Origin of the sequence: Allosaccharopolyspora coralli (assembly GCF_009664835.1) — a bacterium.
Classification (GTDB): domain Bacteria; phylum Actinomycetota; class Actinomycetes; order Mycobacteriales; family Pseudonocardiaceae; genus Allosaccharopolyspora; species Allosaccharopolyspora coralli.
Genome location: NZ_CP045929.1, coordinates 363,617 through 380,568 on the forward strand (window position 1 = coordinate 363,617; position 16,952 = coordinate 380,568).

General features: G+C 69.2%; 21 protein-coding genes and 1 pseudogene. 10 read left to right on the top strand and 12 right to left on the bottom strand.

Features of this window, described 5'->3' with window-relative positions; translation table 11 throughout:
* Nucleotides 1–35 precede the first annotated feature (35 nt).
* Nucleotides 36–428: a hypothetical protein gene (locus tag GIY23_RS22880; RefSeq protein ID WP_228717492.1), complete on the top strand. Its 393-nt coding sequence runs from the start codon at nt 36–38 to the stop codon at nt 426–428.
* A gap of 176 nt (nt 429–604) precedes the next feature.
* Nucleotides 605–1,627, top strand: coding sequence for an endonuclease/exonuclease/phosphatase family protein (locus tag GIY23_RS22885; protein ID WP_228717493.1), 1,023 nt, complete (start codon nt 605–607; stop codon nt 1,625–1,627).
* A 125-nt stretch (nt 1,628–1,752) separates the two neighbouring features.
* Here GIY23_RS22885 and GIY23_RS01690 read toward each other — a convergent pair whose 3' ends face one another.
* The 7 genes from GIY23_RS01690 to GIY23_RS01720 form a co-directional block, all read right to left on the bottom strand.
* A complete protein-coding gene (locus GIY23_RS01690) occupies nt 1,753–2,574 on the bottom strand; it encodes an SIR2 family NAD-dependent protein deacylase (RefSeq protein ID WP_154075044.1) in 822 nt (273 codons plus the stop codon).
* Entirely contained in the window at nt 2,571–2,879 is a 309-nt protein-coding gene (locus GIY23_RS01695; RefSeq protein ID WP_154075045.1) for an antibiotic biosynthesis monooxygenase family protein, read from the bottom strand. The genes GIY23_RS01690 and GIY23_RS01695 overlap by 4 nt, the downstream gene beginning before the upstream one ends.
* A 57-nt stretch (nt 2,880–2,936) precedes the next feature.
* A complete protein-coding gene (locus tag GIY23_RS01700; protein WP_154075046.1) occupies nt 2,937–3,443 on the bottom strand; it encodes a 2'-5' RNA ligase family protein in 507 nt (168 codons plus the stop codon).
* Entirely contained in the window at nt 3,443–4,348 is a 906-nt protein-coding gene (locus GIY23_RS01705) for an HhH-GPD family protein (RefSeq protein WP_154075047.1), read from the bottom strand. Before GIY23_RS01705 ends, GIY23_RS01700 begins: the two co-directional genes overlap by 1 nt.
* Nucleotides 4,349–4,401: 53 nt before the next feature.
* Complete coding sequence (radA, locus tag GIY23_RS01710; RefSeq protein WP_154075048.1) at nt 4,402–5,778, bottom strand: DNA repair protein RadA; 1,377 nt, start codon at nt 5,776–5,778, stop codon at nt 4,402–4,404.
* A gap of 72 nt (nt 5,779–5,850) precedes the next feature.
* Complete coding sequence (locus GIY23_RS01715) at nt 5,851–6,678, bottom strand: arginase family protein (RefSeq protein WP_154075049.1); 828 nt, start codon at nt 6,676–6,678, stop codon at nt 5,851–5,853.
* A gap of 83 nt (nt 6,679–6,761) precedes the next feature.
* Nucleotides 6,762–7,340 (bottom strand): copper chaperone PCu(A)C, encoded by a 579-nt coding sequence (locus GIY23_RS01720; protein WP_154075050.1) that lies wholly within the window; start codon nt 7,338–7,340, stop codon nt 6,762–6,764.
* Nucleotides 7,341–7,706: 366 nt separating this feature from the next.
* Between GIY23_RS01720 and GIY23_RS01725 the strand changes: the two genes are divergently transcribed.
* The 4 genes from GIY23_RS01725 (at nt 7,707) to GIY23_RS01740 (ending at nt 9,751) form a co-directional block, all read left to right on the top strand.
* A complete protein-coding gene (locus tag GIY23_RS01725; RefSeq protein WP_154075051.1) occupies nt 7,707–8,198 on the top strand; it encodes a CarD family transcriptional regulator in 492 nt (163 codons plus the stop codon).
* A 19-nt stretch (nt 8,199–8,217) separates the two neighbouring features.
* A complete protein-coding gene (gene ispD, locus GIY23_RS01730) occupies nt 8,218–8,925 on the top strand; it encodes a 2-C-methyl-D-erythritol 4-phosphate cytidylyltransferase (RefSeq protein ID WP_154075052.1) in 708 nt (235 codons plus the stop codon).
* On the top strand, nt 8,922–9,401 hold the full coding sequence (gene ispF / locus GIY23_RS01735) for a 2-C-methyl-D-erythritol 2,4-cyclodiphosphate synthase (protein ID WP_154075053.1): 480 nt from the start codon (nt 8,922–8,924) through the stop codon (nt 9,399–9,401). Before ispD ends, ispF begins: the two co-directional genes overlap by 4 nt.
* Nucleotides 9,402–9,505: 104 nt before the next feature.
* Nucleotides 9,506–9,751, top strand: a complete 246-nt coding sequence (locus GIY23_RS01740; protein ID WP_154075054.1) for a hypothetical protein — start codon at nt 9,506–9,508, stop codon at nt 9,749–9,751.
* 31 nt (nt 9,752–9,782) lie between these two features.
* Here GIY23_RS01740 and GIY23_RS23335 read toward each other — a convergent pair.
* The 4 genes and pseudogenes from GIY23_RS23335 to GIY23_RS01760 all read right to left on the bottom strand — a co-directional run.
* Nucleotides 9,783–9,917: pseudogene (locus GIY23_RS23335) on the bottom strand (type II toxin-antitoxin system PemK/MazF family toxin); the annotation flags it as partial.
* Entirely contained in the window at nt 9,914–10,126 is a 213-nt protein-coding gene (locus tag GIY23_RS01750) for an antitoxin MazE family protein (RefSeq protein WP_154075055.1), read from the bottom strand. The gene GIY23_RS01750 and the pseudogene GIY23_RS23335, both read right to left, overlap by 4 nt.
* 73 nt (nt 10,127–10,199) lie before the next feature.
* Nucleotides 10,200–10,598 carry a PIN domain-containing protein gene (locus GIY23_RS01755; RefSeq protein WP_154075056.1) on the bottom strand — a complete coding sequence of 133 codons (399 nt, stop codon included), beginning with the start codon at nt 10,596–10,598 and terminating at the stop codon, nt 10,200–10,202.
* Entirely contained in the window at nt 10,595–10,903 is a 309-nt protein-coding gene (locus GIY23_RS01760) for a type II toxin-antitoxin system Phd/YefM family antitoxin (RefSeq protein WP_154075057.1), read from the bottom strand. Before GIY23_RS01760 ends, GIY23_RS01755 begins: the two co-directional genes overlap by 4 nt.
* A gap of 139 nt (nt 10,904–11,042) precedes the next feature.
* On the opposite strand from GIY23_RS01760, the gene GIY23_RS01765 reads away from it, so the two are divergent.
* The 3 genes from GIY23_RS01765 to rlmB all read left to right on the top strand — a co-directional run bounded on the left by GIY23_RS01765 (nt 11,043) and on the right by rlmB (nt 14,138).
* Nucleotides 11,043–11,726, top strand: a complete 684-nt coding sequence (locus GIY23_RS01765; protein ID WP_154075058.1) for an HAD family hydrolase — start codon at nt 11,043–11,045, stop codon at nt 11,724–11,726.
* A gap of 63 nt (nt 11,727–11,789) precedes the next feature.
* Nucleotides 11,790–13,184: a cysteine--tRNA ligase gene (gene cysS, locus GIY23_RS01770; RefSeq protein ID WP_154075059.1), complete on the top strand. Its 1,395-nt coding sequence runs from the start codon at nt 11,790–11,792 to the stop codon at nt 13,182–13,184.
* A 3-nt stretch (nt 13,185–13,187) separates the two neighbouring features.
* Entirely contained in the window at nt 13,188–14,138 is a 951-nt protein-coding gene (gene rlmB / locus GIY23_RS01775; protein WP_154075060.1) for a 23S rRNA (guanosine(2251)-2'-O)-methyltransferase RlmB, read from the top strand.
* 217 nt (nt 14,139–14,355) lie between these two features.
* Here the strand turns inward: rlmB and GIY23_RS01780 are convergent, their stop codons facing one another.
* Nucleotides 14,356–15,180, bottom strand: a complete 825-nt coding sequence (locus GIY23_RS01780; protein WP_154075061.1) for a phospholipid scramblase-related protein — start codon at nt 15,178–15,180, stop codon at nt 14,356–14,358.
* Nucleotides 15,181–15,322: 142 nt separating this feature from the next.
* Between GIY23_RS01780 and GIY23_RS01785 the strand changes: the two genes are divergently transcribed.
* A complete protein-coding gene (locus tag GIY23_RS01785; RefSeq protein ID WP_154075062.1) occupies nt 15,323–16,756 on the top strand; it encodes an MBOAT family O-acyltransferase in 1,434 nt (477 codons plus the stop codon).
* Nucleotides 16,757–16,952 lie beyond the last annotated feature (196 nt).

The window sequence follows — 16,952 nt, forward strand, 5'->3', positions numbered from 1 at the left end:
ACACCGAAGGTCGGTCGGCTCACTGGGAGGGTCCGATGGGCTGGGAAAGCTACCGCCGCCGCAAGCGAGCACTCGACGCCGTGATCGAGCGGGCTTGGCGCACCGGCGAGCATGCGCTGCCACCGATCGAGGGTGCGTTGGCCACAGAGTTCGGCAGCGTCGAGGAACTCCGCGATGCCCTGTGCTACCGGTGGTCCCTTCTGCTCACCGCCCGCATCGACCTGGCGATCGAGGACGCTGCAGCACAGGCGGACGTCGGCGAACGCGCGCATGCGTCGTGTGCCGCGGCGAACCCGGGCCTGTGGACACTGGTCGAACCGCATCACGGTGCACGGGCGCACGGGATTCCGGCACTCACCAGGGCGTTGTCGTCCGCAGGGGACACGCCTCGCGTAGAAGATCGTCTTCCGCATCCGGTCGGACGCTGATCCGCTCGGGCGTCTCGGTCGTGTCTCGCGGTCGGGGGCGTCGAGCTCCGGTGCGGCGACAACGGTGGAGCAGCTCACGCACGCGGCGCGCACAGCGCACTGACACCCTTCGTGCGCCGCTGTTCGGCTCGGTGTCGGTAGGTTGGGTGCGGGTGCCGCCGTCGAGGGGAGGTCCGGTGAGCCGCAGCGCGCCGATAGAGCTCGACGTCGAGCGAACTCGCGGAGACGACGAGCGGGAGGGGCGACGGGCCCCGCGCGGACCGATCGTCACGGTGCTGTTGCTCAGCGTCGCGGTGCCGTTCCTCGGGTGGGCGACCGTTTCGCTCGTCGGCTACGACCGCGACCCGTACACCGCCGCGCTCGTTGCGCTCACCCAGTACGCCGTGCCCGTCGGCGGCGCACTCGTGCTTGTCGGGCTGCTGTTGCACCGCTGGCTGACGACGCTGTTGGTGCTGCTGGCCACGATCGGACTGGCTCTGCACGTCGCGCCACGCGCCGTGCCGAATACCTCGGCGCCGGTACAGGGAACGCCGGTCAAGGTCATGTCGATCAACCTGTACTTCGGCGGTGCCGACGTACGCCGGGTGGTCGAACTCGTCCGCGCCGAGCAGGTGGACGCGCTCGTGCTGCAAGAACTCACCCCTGAGAGCGCCGAGGCGCTCGACCGCGCTGGGCTCACCGAACTGCTGCCGCACCGCGTGTTCGAACCCAGGCCCGGGGCTGCAGGCAGCGGTATCGCCTCCCGCTGGCCTCTGCGGGAACTCTCGATCGCGCCACCGAGCACCATGCAACAACCGTCGGCGCTCATCGACTCGCCCGGCCCTGGCGAACTCGAAGTCGTCGGTGTGCACCCTGTGATTCCGGTCGGGGACACCGCGACGTGGCAGGACGAGCTCCGCGCGTTGCCTGAACCGGCGAGGGATGCAGCGACACCTCGCGTGCTGGCCGGAGACTTCAACGCCACGCTCGACCACTCGCCGATGCGCCGACTTCTCGGTCAGGGGTACGAGGATGCGGCGGCGACGACGGGAGACGGGCTTCAGGGCACCTGGCCGGGCGCGGACGTCCGGATCCCACCGCCGATGACCATCGACCACGTGCTCGTCAGCGGGGGTGCCACGGTGCAGGGGTACCAACGGTTCGACGTGGCCGGTGGCGACCACCGAGCCATCCTCACTCACCTCACCCTCCCCGCCTGACCCCCGGGCGAACGGCACTTTCGCCTCGTCTCATGGGGCGAACGGCACTTTCGCCTCAGGCGCGGGGTGGGGCGAACGGCACTTTCGCCTCGTGTGGTGGGGCGAAAGTGCCGTTCGCCTCGAGCTCAGAGGAGCTTTTCGATCGATTCCAACGCTTCGAGCGCGGGCATCGGCAGGGATACGCCCCGCCCGTGCCGGATTTCCGGCTCGCGGGGGTTGATGCGGACCAGTGCGCCGCTGCCGGCGCTTGCCAGTTCCGCGTGCCGACGCACCGACGGGATCGCCGTGCCCGCCCCGAGTTCCACCACGACCAGCCGAGACGCTCGCAGGTCCCGGCGCCAGGCGGTCAGCTCACCCAGCCGCGCTTCCGACGGCTGCGGCACCCAACTCCAGTCGCCGAACATGAGGATGTTCGGGCGAGCCATTCCGCCACAGTTCGGACAGCTCGGAAGCGGCTCCCTGGCGCGCATCGTGTCGGTGTCGACGTCGACGGACACGTCGTCGGCTGGCCAGACGTCGTCGGTGCACGGCTCGAGGCACTGCAGGTGGTGGATCGAACCGTGACACTCCGCCACGTGTTCGAACCCCGCCCGTTGGAAATGACCATCCACATTGGACGTGAATACGCGCGCTCCGTGCTCGGTCGCCGCGCCCCAGGAACGCAACAGCTCGAAGCCGCGATGGGGGACCGTTCGCCGATACATCTGGAGTCGATGCCCGTAGAAGCCCCACGCGAACGCGGGGTCCTCGGCGAAATGAATCGGATCGGCCGCCTCGGTGAACGACAGGCCGAGCCGCTCGTACGGTGGGTACGCGCGCCAGAATCCCTCGTCGCCGCGGAAATCAGGCAGTCCCGAATCAACACCGAAGCCCGCGCCCGCGCACACCAGCAGCGCCTCGGCGCCGGAGATCAACTCCGCGGCGCGCGCCAACTCCTGGTCGCTCACGGCGCGGGGTCCTCCGACGACAACGCGACTTCGAACTCCAGCAGCGACGCTCCCGACGACACCGGCTGTTGCGACCCGGCGTGGGCCGCTCCGGCCGAGTTCTGCCGCCAGTCCTGGAACGCCTCCTCGGTCTCCCAGCGGGTGTAGACGAAGTATCGCGACTCGCCCGCCACCGGACGCAGCAACTCGAACCCGAGAAAGCCCGCAACGCCCTGCATCTGTTCCTTGCGGGCAGCGAACCGCTTCTCGATCTCGGGGCCCGAACCCTCCGGCACCTCGAGTGCATTGATCTTCACGACTGCCATGTTTCCCAGGGTACGGATGTCTCGGATCGGTGGCCCGTGACGTTTGCCGGCGTCGGGCTAAAGCGTGAGCCAGTCGGGATCGTCGGAGCTCGTAGTGACGGCGATGCCATGTGTGCGGGCGCGGACCGGGGCGGTGTCCCTCAGGAGTTCGAAAGCTTCGGCGACTCCGGTCGACGGAATTCCTTGCGTCAGAACGCAATGGGGCACCCACGCGCCGGGAAAGTAGTAGGCGGAGGCCTGTGACACGCGGCCCGCGAGCGCGTCGTGGACGGCGGAGTGCACCGCGAGTAGTTCGGTGTCGACGACGGCGGCGAACACCAGGTTCGGCTCCTCGCCGGGAAATGTGCCAAGCGTGTACAGCCAGACGTCGGGCAACGACACGTAGCGCAGTTCCTCGCGCACCGCGTCGCGAGCCCCCTTCGGGATCGTCCGAGCCGACGCCAGCGTCACACGCGGACGATCCCGTGGACCGCCCGAGAGGCCCGCGTCGTCGAGCCGACGCCACAGCTTCCGCACCGCGTGTTCGGCCTCGTCGTCGAAGAACAGCTCGACCGACTCGGCCATCAGTGCTCGCCCGGCAGCGCGAAACGACCGTCGTCGGTCTGCTCCATCAAGCCGTCCACCAGCAGCGAGTCGAGGCAGCGGTCCCGCTGTCCGGCGTCCGACCACACCGCGTCCAGCTGCTTGCGCGCCACCGGGCCTTCGGCGCCTCGCAGCACGTCGAGGAGCTTTCCGCGCACTTGCCGGTCGGTCCCGGCGAACTTCTGCACCTTCTTCGCCGGACCCGCGTATGCCGGGCGACCGTTGTGCTGCCACGCGCAGCGGCGGCGGACCGGGCAACGTTCGCACTCGGGTGAGCGGACCGTGCACACGGTCTGTCCCAGCTCCATCAGCCCGGCCGACAACGCCGACGCACGCGCCTCGTCCGCCGGTAGCAGCGCCTCGACGTCCGCGAGATCCCGATTCGTGGCGGGCGGTCCGGCGTCACCGGCACCGTGGACCGCTCGCGCCACGACACGACGCACGTTGGTGTCCACGACCGGAACCCGCTTGCCGTAGGCGAAAGCCGCCACAGCTCGCGCCGTGTAGGCGCCGACACCGGGAAGCGCCAGCAAGGTGTCTACATCGGACGGAACGACGTCGTCGTGCTCGGTGGCCACGACACCGGCGGCCTCGTGCAGCCGCAGCGCGCGCCTCGGGTAGCCGAGCTTGCCCCACGCACGCAACACCTCGGCCTGACTCGTCGCCGCGAGATCCGACGGTGCCGGCCAGCGCGACATCCACTCCAGCCAGATCGGCTCCACCCGCCGTACGGGTGTCTGTTGCAACATCGTCTCGCTGACGAGCACGCCCCATCCAGTGACGTCGGGCTCGCGCCACGGCAGAGCGCGCGCGTTCGACCGGAACCACAGGATCAACTCGGTGAGGTCCGGGGCGGAGGTCGTGGGGGCGTCAGCGTCAGTCGTCATCGCACCGTCGATCCTTCCACCCGGCCGCAACGTCTCGCCCACGTGGTCGAGCGTTACTCCTTCCGCCGCAATTCCCGTAGAGCCGACTTCAGGTCGGGCACGACCGTGGCCTTCATGCCCTGGGGCACGGGCCCGGGGTCCGGAGGAACCAGGGCGCGGTCGAACCCGAGCCGGGCGGCCTCCGCGAGCCGGCGACCGACCGAGTTCACCCTGCGGATCTCACCTGCGAGGCCGACCTCACCGACCGCGATCATGTTCGACGGCAGCGGCAGGTCCAGCTTCGACGACGCCACCGCCAAGGCCACCGCGAGATCCGAGGCGGGCTCGGTGAGCTTGGTGCCGCCGACCGTGGCGGCATACACCTCCTGATCGCCGGTGCGGAGATTGCCGCGTTTGTCGAGCACGGCGAGCATCATCGACAGCCGCGCCGAATCCAGGCCGCTCACCGACCGGCGCGGCATCGTCATCTGCGTCGGGGTCACCAACGCCTGCACCTCGGCGAGCAGCGGACGTTTGCCCTCGACCATCACGGTCACGGCGGTGCCGGGGACCATCGACTCCTGCCGGTTGAGGAACAGCCCGGACGGATCGACGACCTCGGCGATGCCGTCGTCCCGCTGCTCGAAACACCCCACCTCGTCGGCGGGGCCGAAGCGGTTCTTCACGCCGCGCAGCAGACGCAGTGCGGAGTGCCGGTCGCCTTCGAAATGCAGGACCACGTCGACGAGGTGTTCCAGCACGCGAGGCCCGGCGACGGAGCCTTCTTTGGTGACGTGGCCGACGAGCACCACCGGCAGGCCGCGCTCCTTCGCGAGCGCGACGAGCGCCGCCGTCACCGAGCGCACCTGCGTCACCCCGCCCGGCGTGCCTTCCGCGTCCGGAGACTGCACCGTTTGCACCGAATCGACCACCAAAAGGCCGGGGGAGACGGCGTCGACGTGGCCGAGTACCGCCGAGAGGTCGGACTCCGCGCCGAGGAACAGCTGTGGGTGCACCGAGTCGGTTCGTTCCGCGCGTAGCCGGACCTGCCCCGCCGATTCCTCGCCCGTGACGTAGAGCGACGGTGTGCCCGAACCGAGCGCCCAGCGATGCGCGACCTCCAGCAGCAGCGTGGACTTGCCGACTCCGGGCTCGCCGGCCAGCAGCACCACGGCCCCCGGCACGACACCGCCGCCGAGGACGCGGTCGAGTTCGCCGATGCCGGTCGAGACGGCGCGGGCGGAGTCGAGGTCGACCTCGGCGATCGGGCGTGCGGGGGTCGACGGAGCCCCGGCGCTCACCTTGGCCAGTGCCGGTCGGGCGGGGGCGGCCTCGTCGATCGTGCCCCAGGCCTGACAGCCGGGGCAGCGGCCGACCCACTTTGCGACCTCGTGGCCGCAGTCGGCGCATCGGTACGTGGGTCGGGGAGGGCGAGCGGTCTTGGATGGCACGGCGCGAGATTATCCGCCGGAGCCGACAGAACCGATCACACCGGCGTGTCGGCAAAGAGCGCGTGAGCCCTTTTAGTGCCTATAGCCACCAAAAAGGCTCACGCGTCTCTTTTGTAGCAGGGGGTCGAGCGCGTCGATCAGCGCGTCGGCCGCGTCGCGGTGCTCCGAGGATCCCTCGAACTCGGCGATCTCGACGCCCACGATCGGCTGCTCCGCTAGGACCTCCGCGACCGAACGCAGGGTCGCGAGATCGAGACCACCTGGGACTCGGTACTCGGTAGGGACTATCCCCGGCTCGAGGACGTCGCAGTCCAGATGCACGTAGACGGGGCGTTGACCGACGGCGGCACGGAGATCCGAGGAGAAGTCCGGCCTCAGTTCGACGGCCCGGATCACGCCGTCGTCGAGCAACCGCTGCTCCGCCGGATCGAGGTCGCGAGCACCGGCCAGCACGATGTTCCCGGTCGCCAGGTCCCCTCCGAGGCCCGAGTCCCACAAACCGGCGGCACCGGAGAGGGCCATGCCACCGAGATAACCGCCGGTGGTGTCCGGGGTGTTGAGGTCTCCGTGCGCATCCAGCCACACCACGCACGCTTCCGGGTGATGGCGCGCGACGACGGGAACGGTGGCGAGCGCGACGGCGCACCTGGTCAGGACGGTCACCGGGACGGTGCCCGCGTCGAGCAGGCGCTCGTAGGTCTCGGCCATGTCGCGCAATCCGGGTCGAGCGGCCGACAGCTCGGGCTCCCAGTCGTGTCCGAGCGGCGGTTCCGGAGTGCTGACGTAGGCCGGTTCGAGGCGAGTACGTCGGGCCAGTGCCTCACCGAGCTGAACTGCCCCGCGCATGGCGCGTTCATTGCGATCACCGGCACGCCCCCGGAAGACCGTCAGTGCGGACATCGCCACTCCTGGGTGCCGGGAACAAAAGAGCGCGTGAGCCTCTTTTGTGGCTATAGCAACCACAAAGGCTCACGCCCTCTTTCTCAGTGGCTGCCTTCGCCCTCGGTGTCGGGGCGCTCCTGCGGACTCGGCCCGATCGGCACCTGCACCGTCGTCTGTCCGGCTTGGGCGAACGTGAACGTCACCGGGATGGTCACGCCAGGGCGGATGTCCTGGGTGAGTCCCTGCACCGTGATGTCCACGGTCGGCCGGTCCGACGGCGTGCCCTGCACGGACGGATTCGTGCGTCCGAACGCGCGCAGCGAGGTCTCGGCAGGCAGGTCGGTGGTGCCCCCGATCCGGATCGAGCTCGCGTACGGGCTCGAGGCGCCGACCAGTTGGTCGTCCCGGGTGCTCTGGTTGACGATCACGGTCCGCAGCGGCGCCGAGCCGCCCTGCCGGTAGAGGTCGCCGTTCTCGGGGTACGCCAGGGTCGCGTTGCGAACGGCGATGGCGCGGTCGTCGTTGACCATGACGTTCCCGCTGCCGCCGCCGACGGCGCCGACCTGGGTATCGGTCTCGGTGACCTGACCCGCGCTGCAGCCGCTGAGGGCGAGCACGGCGCTGACCCCGACGACGACCGGGGCCCACCGAACGGAACGGAGATGCTGGAGGCGGCTCACGGGTGGCTGGTCCTTCCTGATCGCCGACGTCGCGCGCGGGCGTCGACGTGTGGTCGCGTTCGCCGACCCGTCGCGGTGCCGGTCGGGCTACGACCCGAGCTTAATGGTCGGGCCGCAGCGTTCCCGGTCCGCCCCTGACGCGGCAAGGGAATGTGTCCGAGCCGATCTTCGGCACCCCAGTTCAGACGGCCGGTGAGGTGTCCACATCAGATCATCCTCCGGCGTGAACGGGTCCCGGCGAGCATGGCTCAACGTGGTTTGTCAACCCCCTGTTCCGTCTCTGACCTGCGGTTACGGAGGTGGGCGGGTTTCCGGTGGCGTTGCCGCGCGTGCTAAGCTGGGATCAGCGAAAGGGGCAGAGGACACATGGTTTTCAAGGTCGGAGAGACCGTCGTCTACCCGCACCACGGTGCCGCGCTCATCGAAGCGATCGAAACCCGCGTGATCCGAGGCGAGGAGAAGCAGTACCTCGTCCTCAAAGTCGCGCAGGGAGACCTGACCGTTCGCGTTCCCGCTGACAATGCCGAGATCGTCGGTGTCCGGGACGTCGTGGGTCAAGAGGGACTCGATCATGTCTTCGACGTGTTGCGCGCTCCCCACACCGAGGAACCAACGAACTGGTCCCGTCGGTACAAGGCCAACCTCGAGAAGCTCGCCTCCGGCGATGTGAACAAGGTGGCCGAAGTGGTGCGCGACCTCTGGCGACGCGAGCAGGATCGTGGGTTGTCCGCGGGTGAGAAGCGGATGTTGGCCAAGGCCCGTCAGATACTGGTGAGCGAACTCGCGCTCGCCGAAGGTACGGACGAGTCCAAGGCGGAGACCCTTCTCGACGAGGTGCTGGCGACGACCGCGGTCTGACGTCGACTGAGCGCCCGAAGTGAATGCTGTAGCCCTGGTCCCGGCGGCTGGCCGGGGCAGGCGACTCGGCGCCGGGATGCCGAAGGCCCTGGTCCCGGTGGCCGGAGAGTCCTTGTTGCTGCGCGCGGTCCGGGGCCTGCTGGCCTCGGGATGCGTGCAGCACGTGGTCGTCGCCGCGCCGGATGACGGCGTGACGCTGGTCGAGGACGACCTGGCTCCGCTCGGTGCTGCTGACGCGGTGCACGTGGTCGCCGGTGGTGCCGAACGGACCGACTCCGTGCGTATCGCTCTGGAGGCGGCCCTCGCGCGGGTTTCGGGTGTCACGACCGTGCTCGTGCACGATGCCGCCCGTGCCTTCACCCCTCCGTCGGTGGTGCGGACCGTGGTGGAGGCGGTGCAGCGCGGCGCGCCTGCCGTGGTTCCGGTGCTACCGGTCGCCGACACGGTGAAGCAGGTCGACGTCGACGGAGCCGTCGAACACACCGTCGACCGCAATGCCCTGCGTGCCGTACAGACTCCGCAAGGGTTCACCGTCACCGTGCTGCGAGAGGCCTACGAGATCGACGGGGACATCGCCACCGACGACGCGGGTCTGGTCGAACGTGTCGGACATCCGGTGCTGGCCGTGCCCGGCCATCCGCACGCACTCAAGATCACGACGGCGTTCGACCTCGCGATCGCCGAACGCGTGCTCGCCCCCGCAGCGTCGGAAGAGGAACTCACGTGACCCAGCCCCTCCCTCGTGTCGGTCAAGGCATCGACGTGCATCCGGTCGAGCCGGGGCGTGAATGCTGGGTCGCCGGACTGTTCTGGTCCGATGTCGACGGCTGCTCCGGGCACTCCGACGGGGACGTCGCCGCGCACGCGCTGTGCGACGCGGCACTGTCGGCGGCAGGGCTCGGTGATCTCGGCGCCGTGTTCGGCACCGGTGACGACCGCTGGGCCGGTGCACACGGCGTCGACCTGCTCGCCGAGGTGCGCCGCAGGCTCGAAGCCGCAGGCCACGTCGTCGGGAACGCAACGGTTCAGGTCGTCGGCAACACGCCCCGGATCGGCACTCGCCGGGAGGAGGCGCAGCGCGTGCTTTCGGAGGCGCTCGGCGCGCCGGTCTCGGTGGCGGGAACGACGTCGGACGGCTTGGGACTCACCGGCCGCGGTGAGGGTCGCGCCGCGATCGCCACGGCGCTGGTGTTCACGGCCTGACCTGGCGGTGCACCCGGCTGTCTCGTGGTGGGTCGCCAGAGTTCAGGGAATGTTCAGGGCTCGTCCCGGGGTCAACGGGGCGGCTCGTGGCGCACCCTCGGGGTATGGCGCTGGGGAAGTTTGCGTGGGATGGCGGGGAAGCGCTCGGCCGGGCTCCCCGGACCAGGCGCGCGCTCGTGGTGCAGCCGGTCGTGGCGTGGCCGGTGTCGTGGTGGTTGTGGGCCGTGGGCGCCGCGGCCTCGCTCGGCCTGGCTGTCGTCCTGTTGTGGGTGAGCGCGCTGGCGTGCGTCTACGCGATCCTCGCGCCGATGCACGGCAGTGCCTCGCGGCGAGACGAGTGCACCGACTGATCACACCGGGATGCGCAGTAGCGGCGCCTCGGGGGTCCGTGGTGAGCGGGCACACTGTGATCGAGTGGGTGCCCTCGAAACGGTCGTCCTGCACGATCACGACCGGTCTGGGCTTTCCGGTGTAGGCATCGCGTCCGGCGGCGGTGTAGATCTCTCCCCGGCTCACTCCCCGGCCTCGTCGATGTCCCAGGCGAGCGCTTCGACGAAGCCCTGATCACCGTCCGCGTGCTCGCTTGCGGCGACCGCTAGCGACTGAGCGTGTGCAGCAGCCGTGAACGAGGCCGACCGGGAGTCGGGCACCCAGATCTGCACCGGCCGTAGTCCCTGCGCACGCAGCCGCTGGCGGTACTCGTGAACTCGCGCGCGGGATGTCACGATCTGGCGATGGCCGGGCTCGAACACGAGAAGGCCTGGTTCGACGGGATCCACGACGAGCACGGGCAGCCGTTCACACCGCGATGACGTCGACGACCGACTCGAGTGCTGTGAAGTCCTTCGGGTTGCGGGTCAACAGCGGAAGCTGGTGCACCCCGGCGACCGCGGCGATCATGAGATCCATACGTCGTGGTCGTGGATCCCGCCGAAGGCGGAGGACGAGTGCGCGCAGCGCGCCGTAGGTCTGCGCGCAAGGGCTGTCGAACGGAATCACGTCGAGGGTCGAACGAATCTCGACGAGTCGTTCCTGCCGCCGGGCGGACTCGACGACGTTCGTGCAGTGGACGCCGAAGCTCAGCTCCGCGAGGGTGATCGACGAGATGGCGTGCTCGGCAGCATGCCGGTCAGCGGCCTCCGCGGGAAAGTCGATCACCGCGGAGGTGTCCAGCAGCGATACCGGGTGTCTGTTCATTCCCGGCCGCGATCCCCCTGCGTTCCGGGCCGGTCTCGCCACGGATCGTCGAGCTCGTCCGGGCCGAAGAAGCTATCCGCTGCCGCTATGTCTTCGTGCCACGCCTCGACGTCCACAGGGGTCTCGGCGAGCAGCGCAGCCACCTCCGCGGTCGGGATGCTGCGCCGCTTTGTGCTCGGGCGGTGCGGAACCAGGTCGGCGACGGGCTTTCCGTTGCGTGTGACAGTGAAGCTCTCGCCGGCCTCGACACGGCGGACGATCTCTGCGTTGTCGTTGCGCAGCTCCCGCTGCCCGATCACCGTCATAGCACTACCGTAGCACTCGGTGGCGAACCGCGAGGTTCGTCAACCAGCGTCGCAGCTGCTCATGCTCGGTACCGGAACCAGCGATGGTGGCCCTCTCGGCGTCTCGGACAACACCGGACGTGCGGGATACCGTGCGGGTATGACTGTGCGCGCGGTGGTGTTCGACTTTTCCGGCACGTTGTTCCGGCTCGAACACGAGCAGGCCTGGTTCGACGGCATCCACGACGAGCACGGGCAGCCGTTCGACGCCGAGGGGCGTGAGGCGTTGCTTCGCCGCATGGTCGCTCCGGTTCGCGAGGACGTCGACGTGCCCGAGGACGTCCTGGACGCGTGGGAACGCCGCGACCTCGACCCCGAGCTGCACCGCAAGGCCTACGTCGGCCTGCTGACTCGCGCCGGACTGACCGCTGAGCAGGCCGCGACGTTCTACGGGCGGCTCAGCGACCCGTTGGCCTGGACGCCGTATCCCGACGCGGCCGAGGTGCTGTACCGGCTGCATGCCCAGGGGACGAAGACGGCCGTGTTGAGCAACATCGGCTACGACATCCGGCCCGCGTTCGCCAACCTCGGGGTCCTCGACCAGCTCGACGAGGTGTTCATGTCGTACGTGGAGGGGCTCGTCAAACCCGACGCCCAGCTGTTCCGCCGGGTGTGTTCACGACTCGGCGTGGCCCCCTCGGAGACGGTCATGGTCGGCGACAGTGTGGAGGCCGACGGCGGCGCGGCCGAGGTTGGCTGCCGGGTGGTGATCGTCGACCCGTTGCCCGTCGCGGAGCGAAAAGAGGCGCTGATCACAGCGCTGGAGACCGCCGGCGTGCTCTGAGCGGAACGACGAGAGCATCCCTGAGGTGCGGGAACGCGTGACCGGACCCGTACCATCTGCACCGTGAACTTGCACCTGTATGACACCGCCACCCGCTCGACGCGCGCGTTCCGGCCGCGTGAGGAGGGGATCGCGTCCCTGTACGTGTGTGGCGCGACCGTGCAGGGCGTTCCCCACATCGGACACGTCCGCAGTGGCCTGAACTTCGACGTGCTGCGGCGCTGGCTCGATCACCAGGGGCTCGACACTCGCCTGGTCCGCAACGTCACCGACATCGACGACAAGATCCTCGAGAAGGCCGCGGACGCGGGACGGCCGTGGTGGGAGTGGGCGGCGACCCACGAGCGTGCGTTCGAGTACGCCTACGACGCGCTCGGGTGCCTGCCGCCGTCGGTGCTGCCGCGCGCCACCGGGCACGTGACGCAGATGATCGAGCTGATGCAGCGGTTGATCGAGCGCGGCCACGCGTACGCCGCCGGCGGCGACGTGTATTTCTCGGTGGGCACCTTCGCCGAGTCCTACGGGGCGCTGTCCGGGCAGAAGCTCGACGACGTGCAGCAGGGCGAGAGCGCGGCCACCGGCAAGCGGGATCCGCGCGACTTCACCATGTGGAAGACGGCGAAGCCGGGCGAGCCGAGCTGGCCGACACCGTGGGGCCAGGGACGTCCCGGATGGCACCTGGAGTGCTCGGCGATGGCGACCTACTACCTGGGGTCCGAGTTCGACATCCACGGTGGCGGACTCGACCTGGTGTTCCCGCACCACGAGAACGAGCGGGCCCAGTCGCACGCGGCCGGTGACGAGTTCGCCCGCTACTGGATGCACAACGCGTGGGTCACGATGAGCGGCGAGAAGATGTCGAAGTCGCTGGGCAACGTGGTCGCGATCCCGGCGATGCTGGAGCGGGTGCGGGCAGTGGAGCTGCGCTACTACCTGATCACGCCGCACTATCGGTCGACGATCGAGTACTCCGAGGAGTCGTTGGAGGACGCGGTCACCGCCTACAAACGGATCGAGTCGTTCGTGCACCGCGTCACGCAGCGGGCGGGTTCGTGCGAGCCGGGCGAGGTGACCGCCGAGTTCCGTGTCGCGCTGGACGACGACCTGGGCACACCGCAGGCGGTCGCCGCAGTGCACAATGTGGTGAAGGAAGGCAACGCCGCCCTCGACCGGGGTGACGACCTCGCCGCCCGGGAGGCGGCGAGTGCGGTGCGGGCCATGATGGGCGTGCTCGGTCTGGACCCGCTCGCCCCGCAGTGGGCGGAGCGCTCCGGCGGTGACGACGCCGCTCGGCGCGCGCTGTCCGAACTGGTCGAGGACCTGCTCGAACAGCGTCGCAAGGCGCGGGCGGACAAGGATTTCGCCACGGCCGACGCGGTGCGGGATCGCCTGCAAGCCTCCGGCATTGCCGTCGAGGACACCCCCGACGGTCCGCTGTGGACAGTGAAAGACGGGTAACACGTGGCCGGCAACGACAAGCGCCGCGGAGCGAAACGCAAGCCCGGCACCAAGAAGGGCATGGTCGTCGGCTCCGGCGGCCAGCGACGCAAGGCTCTCGAAGGGCGCGGACCGACTCCGAAGGCCGAGAACAGGGTCAGTCACCCCGCGAAGAAGCGGGCCGACGCCCGTAAGGCCCAGCAGCAGAAGCGGGAACGCAAGCAGTCGACCGAGGGCCCGGAGCTCATCGCGGGCCGGAATCCGGTCGCCGAGTGCATCCGCGCGGGCGTGCCCGCCACCGGGCTGTATCTCGCGCACGGCATCGAGCTCGACGACCGTGTGAAGGAAGCCGTCGGCGGTGCGGAGGACCAGGGCATCTCGGTGGTCGAGGTGCCGCGTACCGAACTCGATCGACTCACCGGCGGCGCGTTGCACCAGGGCCTCGCGTTGCAGGTGCCGCCGTACGACTACTCCGACGTCCGGGACGTGCTGGAGCACGCCGTCGACTCGGGGATGCCGCCGATGCTCGTCGCACTCGACGGGGTCACCGACCCGCGCAACCTCGGCGCGGTGATCCGCTCGGCGGCGGCGTTCGGAGCGCACGGCGTGATCGTGCCGCAGCGCCGCAGCGCGGGTCTGACCGCGGTGGCCTGGCGCACGAGCGCGGGCGCGGCGGCGCGGATCCCGATCGCGAAGGCGACGAATCTGACGCGGGCGTTGAAGGACCTCAAGTCCGAGGGCCTCATGGCCGTGGGGCTCGACGCCGACTCGGACGTGAGCTCCGACGAGCTGGAGCTGGCGACCGAGCCGATCGTGGTGGTCGTCGGTTCCGAGGGCCGCGGGTTGTCCCGTCTCGTGCGGGAGACCTGCGACCAGACGGTGTCGATCCCGATGGTCGGCGGTGTCGAGTCGCTGAACGCCTCCGTCGCGGCGGGGATCGTGCTCTCCGAAGTCGCCCGACGCCGCCGCCGCTGAGGGGTGAAGCGAGCTGGGGTTGATCCGCGTTGATGCTCGGGTGGCGGAACCTCACCTCGCGGCTGGCTGCGGGATCGTCGACCTCAGGCAGCCGCTCTCCATCACGTCGACGCTGTCCTCGCCAGCCACGAGGTGAGAACCCGCGGGTGGTCGGCCTGCGTAGGTGGTGGGAACAACTTCCTGACTGCAGCACGCAAGCCGAACACCCTGGATACCGCTACTTCTGAGCTTGGCCGAGGACGGTGTCGACGGTGAGAGCCGAGGCGACGACGAAGCTGATCAGTGGTTCCGGCAACGGCCGGTGGATCTGCAGTACATAGTTGTCGGCGGTGGTGAACGCGGCTTTCGCGAGTCCCTGCCAGGTCTTGCTGATCTTGCCGACCTCGGAGTCGGTGTGGTCGAGGACACTGATGTCCCACGCCCGCAGGTTCTGAGCGTGCAGGCCGCCGACGCGTTGCCCGTTGGCCTCGAACGCGAACCGCACTTTGCCCCACACGTTCTCCATCCGCAGGGACCCGACGGGGCTGCCGTCGCCGCGCTGAACGTGCACGGTCGACTTCCACATCGTCGCGGGGCGGGTGAGGTGCAGGACCGGCGTGCCGTGCGCGTCCCGAATCTCCAGCTTCACCTCCATCACGGAGTCGAGCTTGGTGAGCATGCGCATCGCCTTCTGCATCCCGCTCTGTCCCACCTGCACGACCGAGCCGAGGGTGTGGCCGTGCTGGTCGTAGACGGCGTACTCGTTCGCCGTCTCCCAGATCTTCGCTTTCTGGTTCACCACCAGCACCGGCTCGGTGAACAGCGTGCCGCCGCCTCCGCCGACGACACCACCGACGCTCGCTCGTTTCTGCACCTGACGCTGTACGTCGTCCTGTCCGGTGCCGCCGACGGCGAGTTCGAGGTCGTGCGAGTCGCTCCGGGCCTGCTGTGGCCGGGCCGGTCGTGCGGGGTGCACGTGGTGCGTCCACTGCCTGCCGTCCCACCAGCGCACCTGGCGCGGGTCGCGGTCGGGGTACCAGCCGGGCGGAGTCGGTGCCGTCATGCTCGTGAGCTTATGCGGGTGGCCTCGGCCCGTGGGGCGGGTTCGCCCGTTCCGGACTGGTCGGCGTGGTGGCTCCGTTAGAGTTCCGGACCGTAGAACCAGGGAGGTCTGGTAGCGACGTCCCGAACCCCGAGGCCCCGAGATGTCGTTCGCCAGTCCCCTGTTCCTGTGGTACTTCCTGCCTGTCGTCCTGGTGGGAGTCCTCGTCGCGCCGCGCGCGGCCCGCAACGCGGTCGTCGCAGGCGCGAGCCTGGTGTTCTACGCCAGCGGCGCGGGCGGGACGACCGTCCTGCTGCTGTGCTGCATCGCGGTCAACTTCGTCGTCGGCAGGGGCTTGGAGCCCGACGACTGGGGTTTCGGCGAGGCGCGCAGACGGCTGCTGCTCGTCGGCGGCGTGGGATTCAACGTCGCGGTGCTGGCGATCTGGAAGTACGCGGGGTTCGCCACGGAACAGCTCGACGTGCTCACCAGCTGGTTCGGCGGCGAGTTCCCGGTGGTGCAGCTGGCGCTGCCGATCGGCATCTCGTTCTACACGTTCCACCACATCTCGTACCTGGTGGACATCTACCGGGGTGAGCGTCCCGCGCTGCGTGAGCCGGTCGCGTTCGTCACCTACATCTCGATGTTCCCGCAGCTCGTCGCGGGTCCGATCGTGCGGTACCGGGAGATCGCGGACCAGCTGCCGCAGCGCCGCACGCACCGGCTGGACGACATCGCGTCCGGGTTCCCGAGGTTCGCGTGGGGTCTGACGAAGAAGGTCGTCATCGCCGACACGCTGGCCCCGATGGTCGACGCGTGCTTCGCGACCCCGGCCGAGGACATGACGTTCGCGATCGCCTGGCTCGGCGCGATCGGCTACACGGTGCAGCTGTACTTCGACTTCTCCGGATACTCGGACATGGCGATCGGACTGGCAAGGATGCTCGGGTTCCGCCTGCCGGAGAACTTCGCGCGCCCGTACTCGTCGGTGACGGTCACCGAGTTCTGGCGTCGCTGGCACATGTCGCTGTCGCGTTGGTTCCGCGACTATGTCTACATTCCGCTCGGCGGTAATCGGAAGGGTGTGCACCGCACCTATCTGAACCTCGGTGTCATTTTCGTGCTCACCGGTTTCTGGCACGGCGCGGCGTGGACGTTCCTGGTGTGGGGTCTTTTTCACGGGATGCTGCTGGTCGTCGAGCGCGCCACGGGCCGGGACCGCGCGCCGAGCACCCCCGGGGGCCGGATCGGTCGCCGGGCGGTGACGATGCTGTGCGTCGTGGTGGGCTGGGTGTTCTTCCGCGCGCCGGATCTCGGCACGGCCTTCACGATGCTCGGGCACATGCTGACGCCCGACCTGGCCGGGCTGACCGACGTGGTCGCGGCCTCGATGACCAACCAGCGCGTGCTGTTCCTGGTCGTCGCACTGGCCGTGGTGTTCGTCCCGGCGAACTCGGGGACCGGGCCGTTCCTGGAGTCGGTGCGTTCCCGCCGCGCCACCGCCCTGCGCGTCGGGGTCATGACCGCGGGTCTCGGCTACGCCGCGCTCCTGGTCGCTACCGGCTCCTTCAGCCCGTTCCTCTACTACCAGTTCTGAATAGCGGAGATCTCCTCCCGGTCAGCCACAGGCACCCGACGCACGATGGGCATCCTCACCCACCGAACACCAAGATCAACTGCTGTCACCAGCTGAAGTCGAGATTGGCTGGTGGTGCGGAGCACGGCGAAGGCGTCGTCCTCCGGTCCCTTCTGCTCCGACGCGCCGGGACACGCCGATCGTGGGACATTGCCCA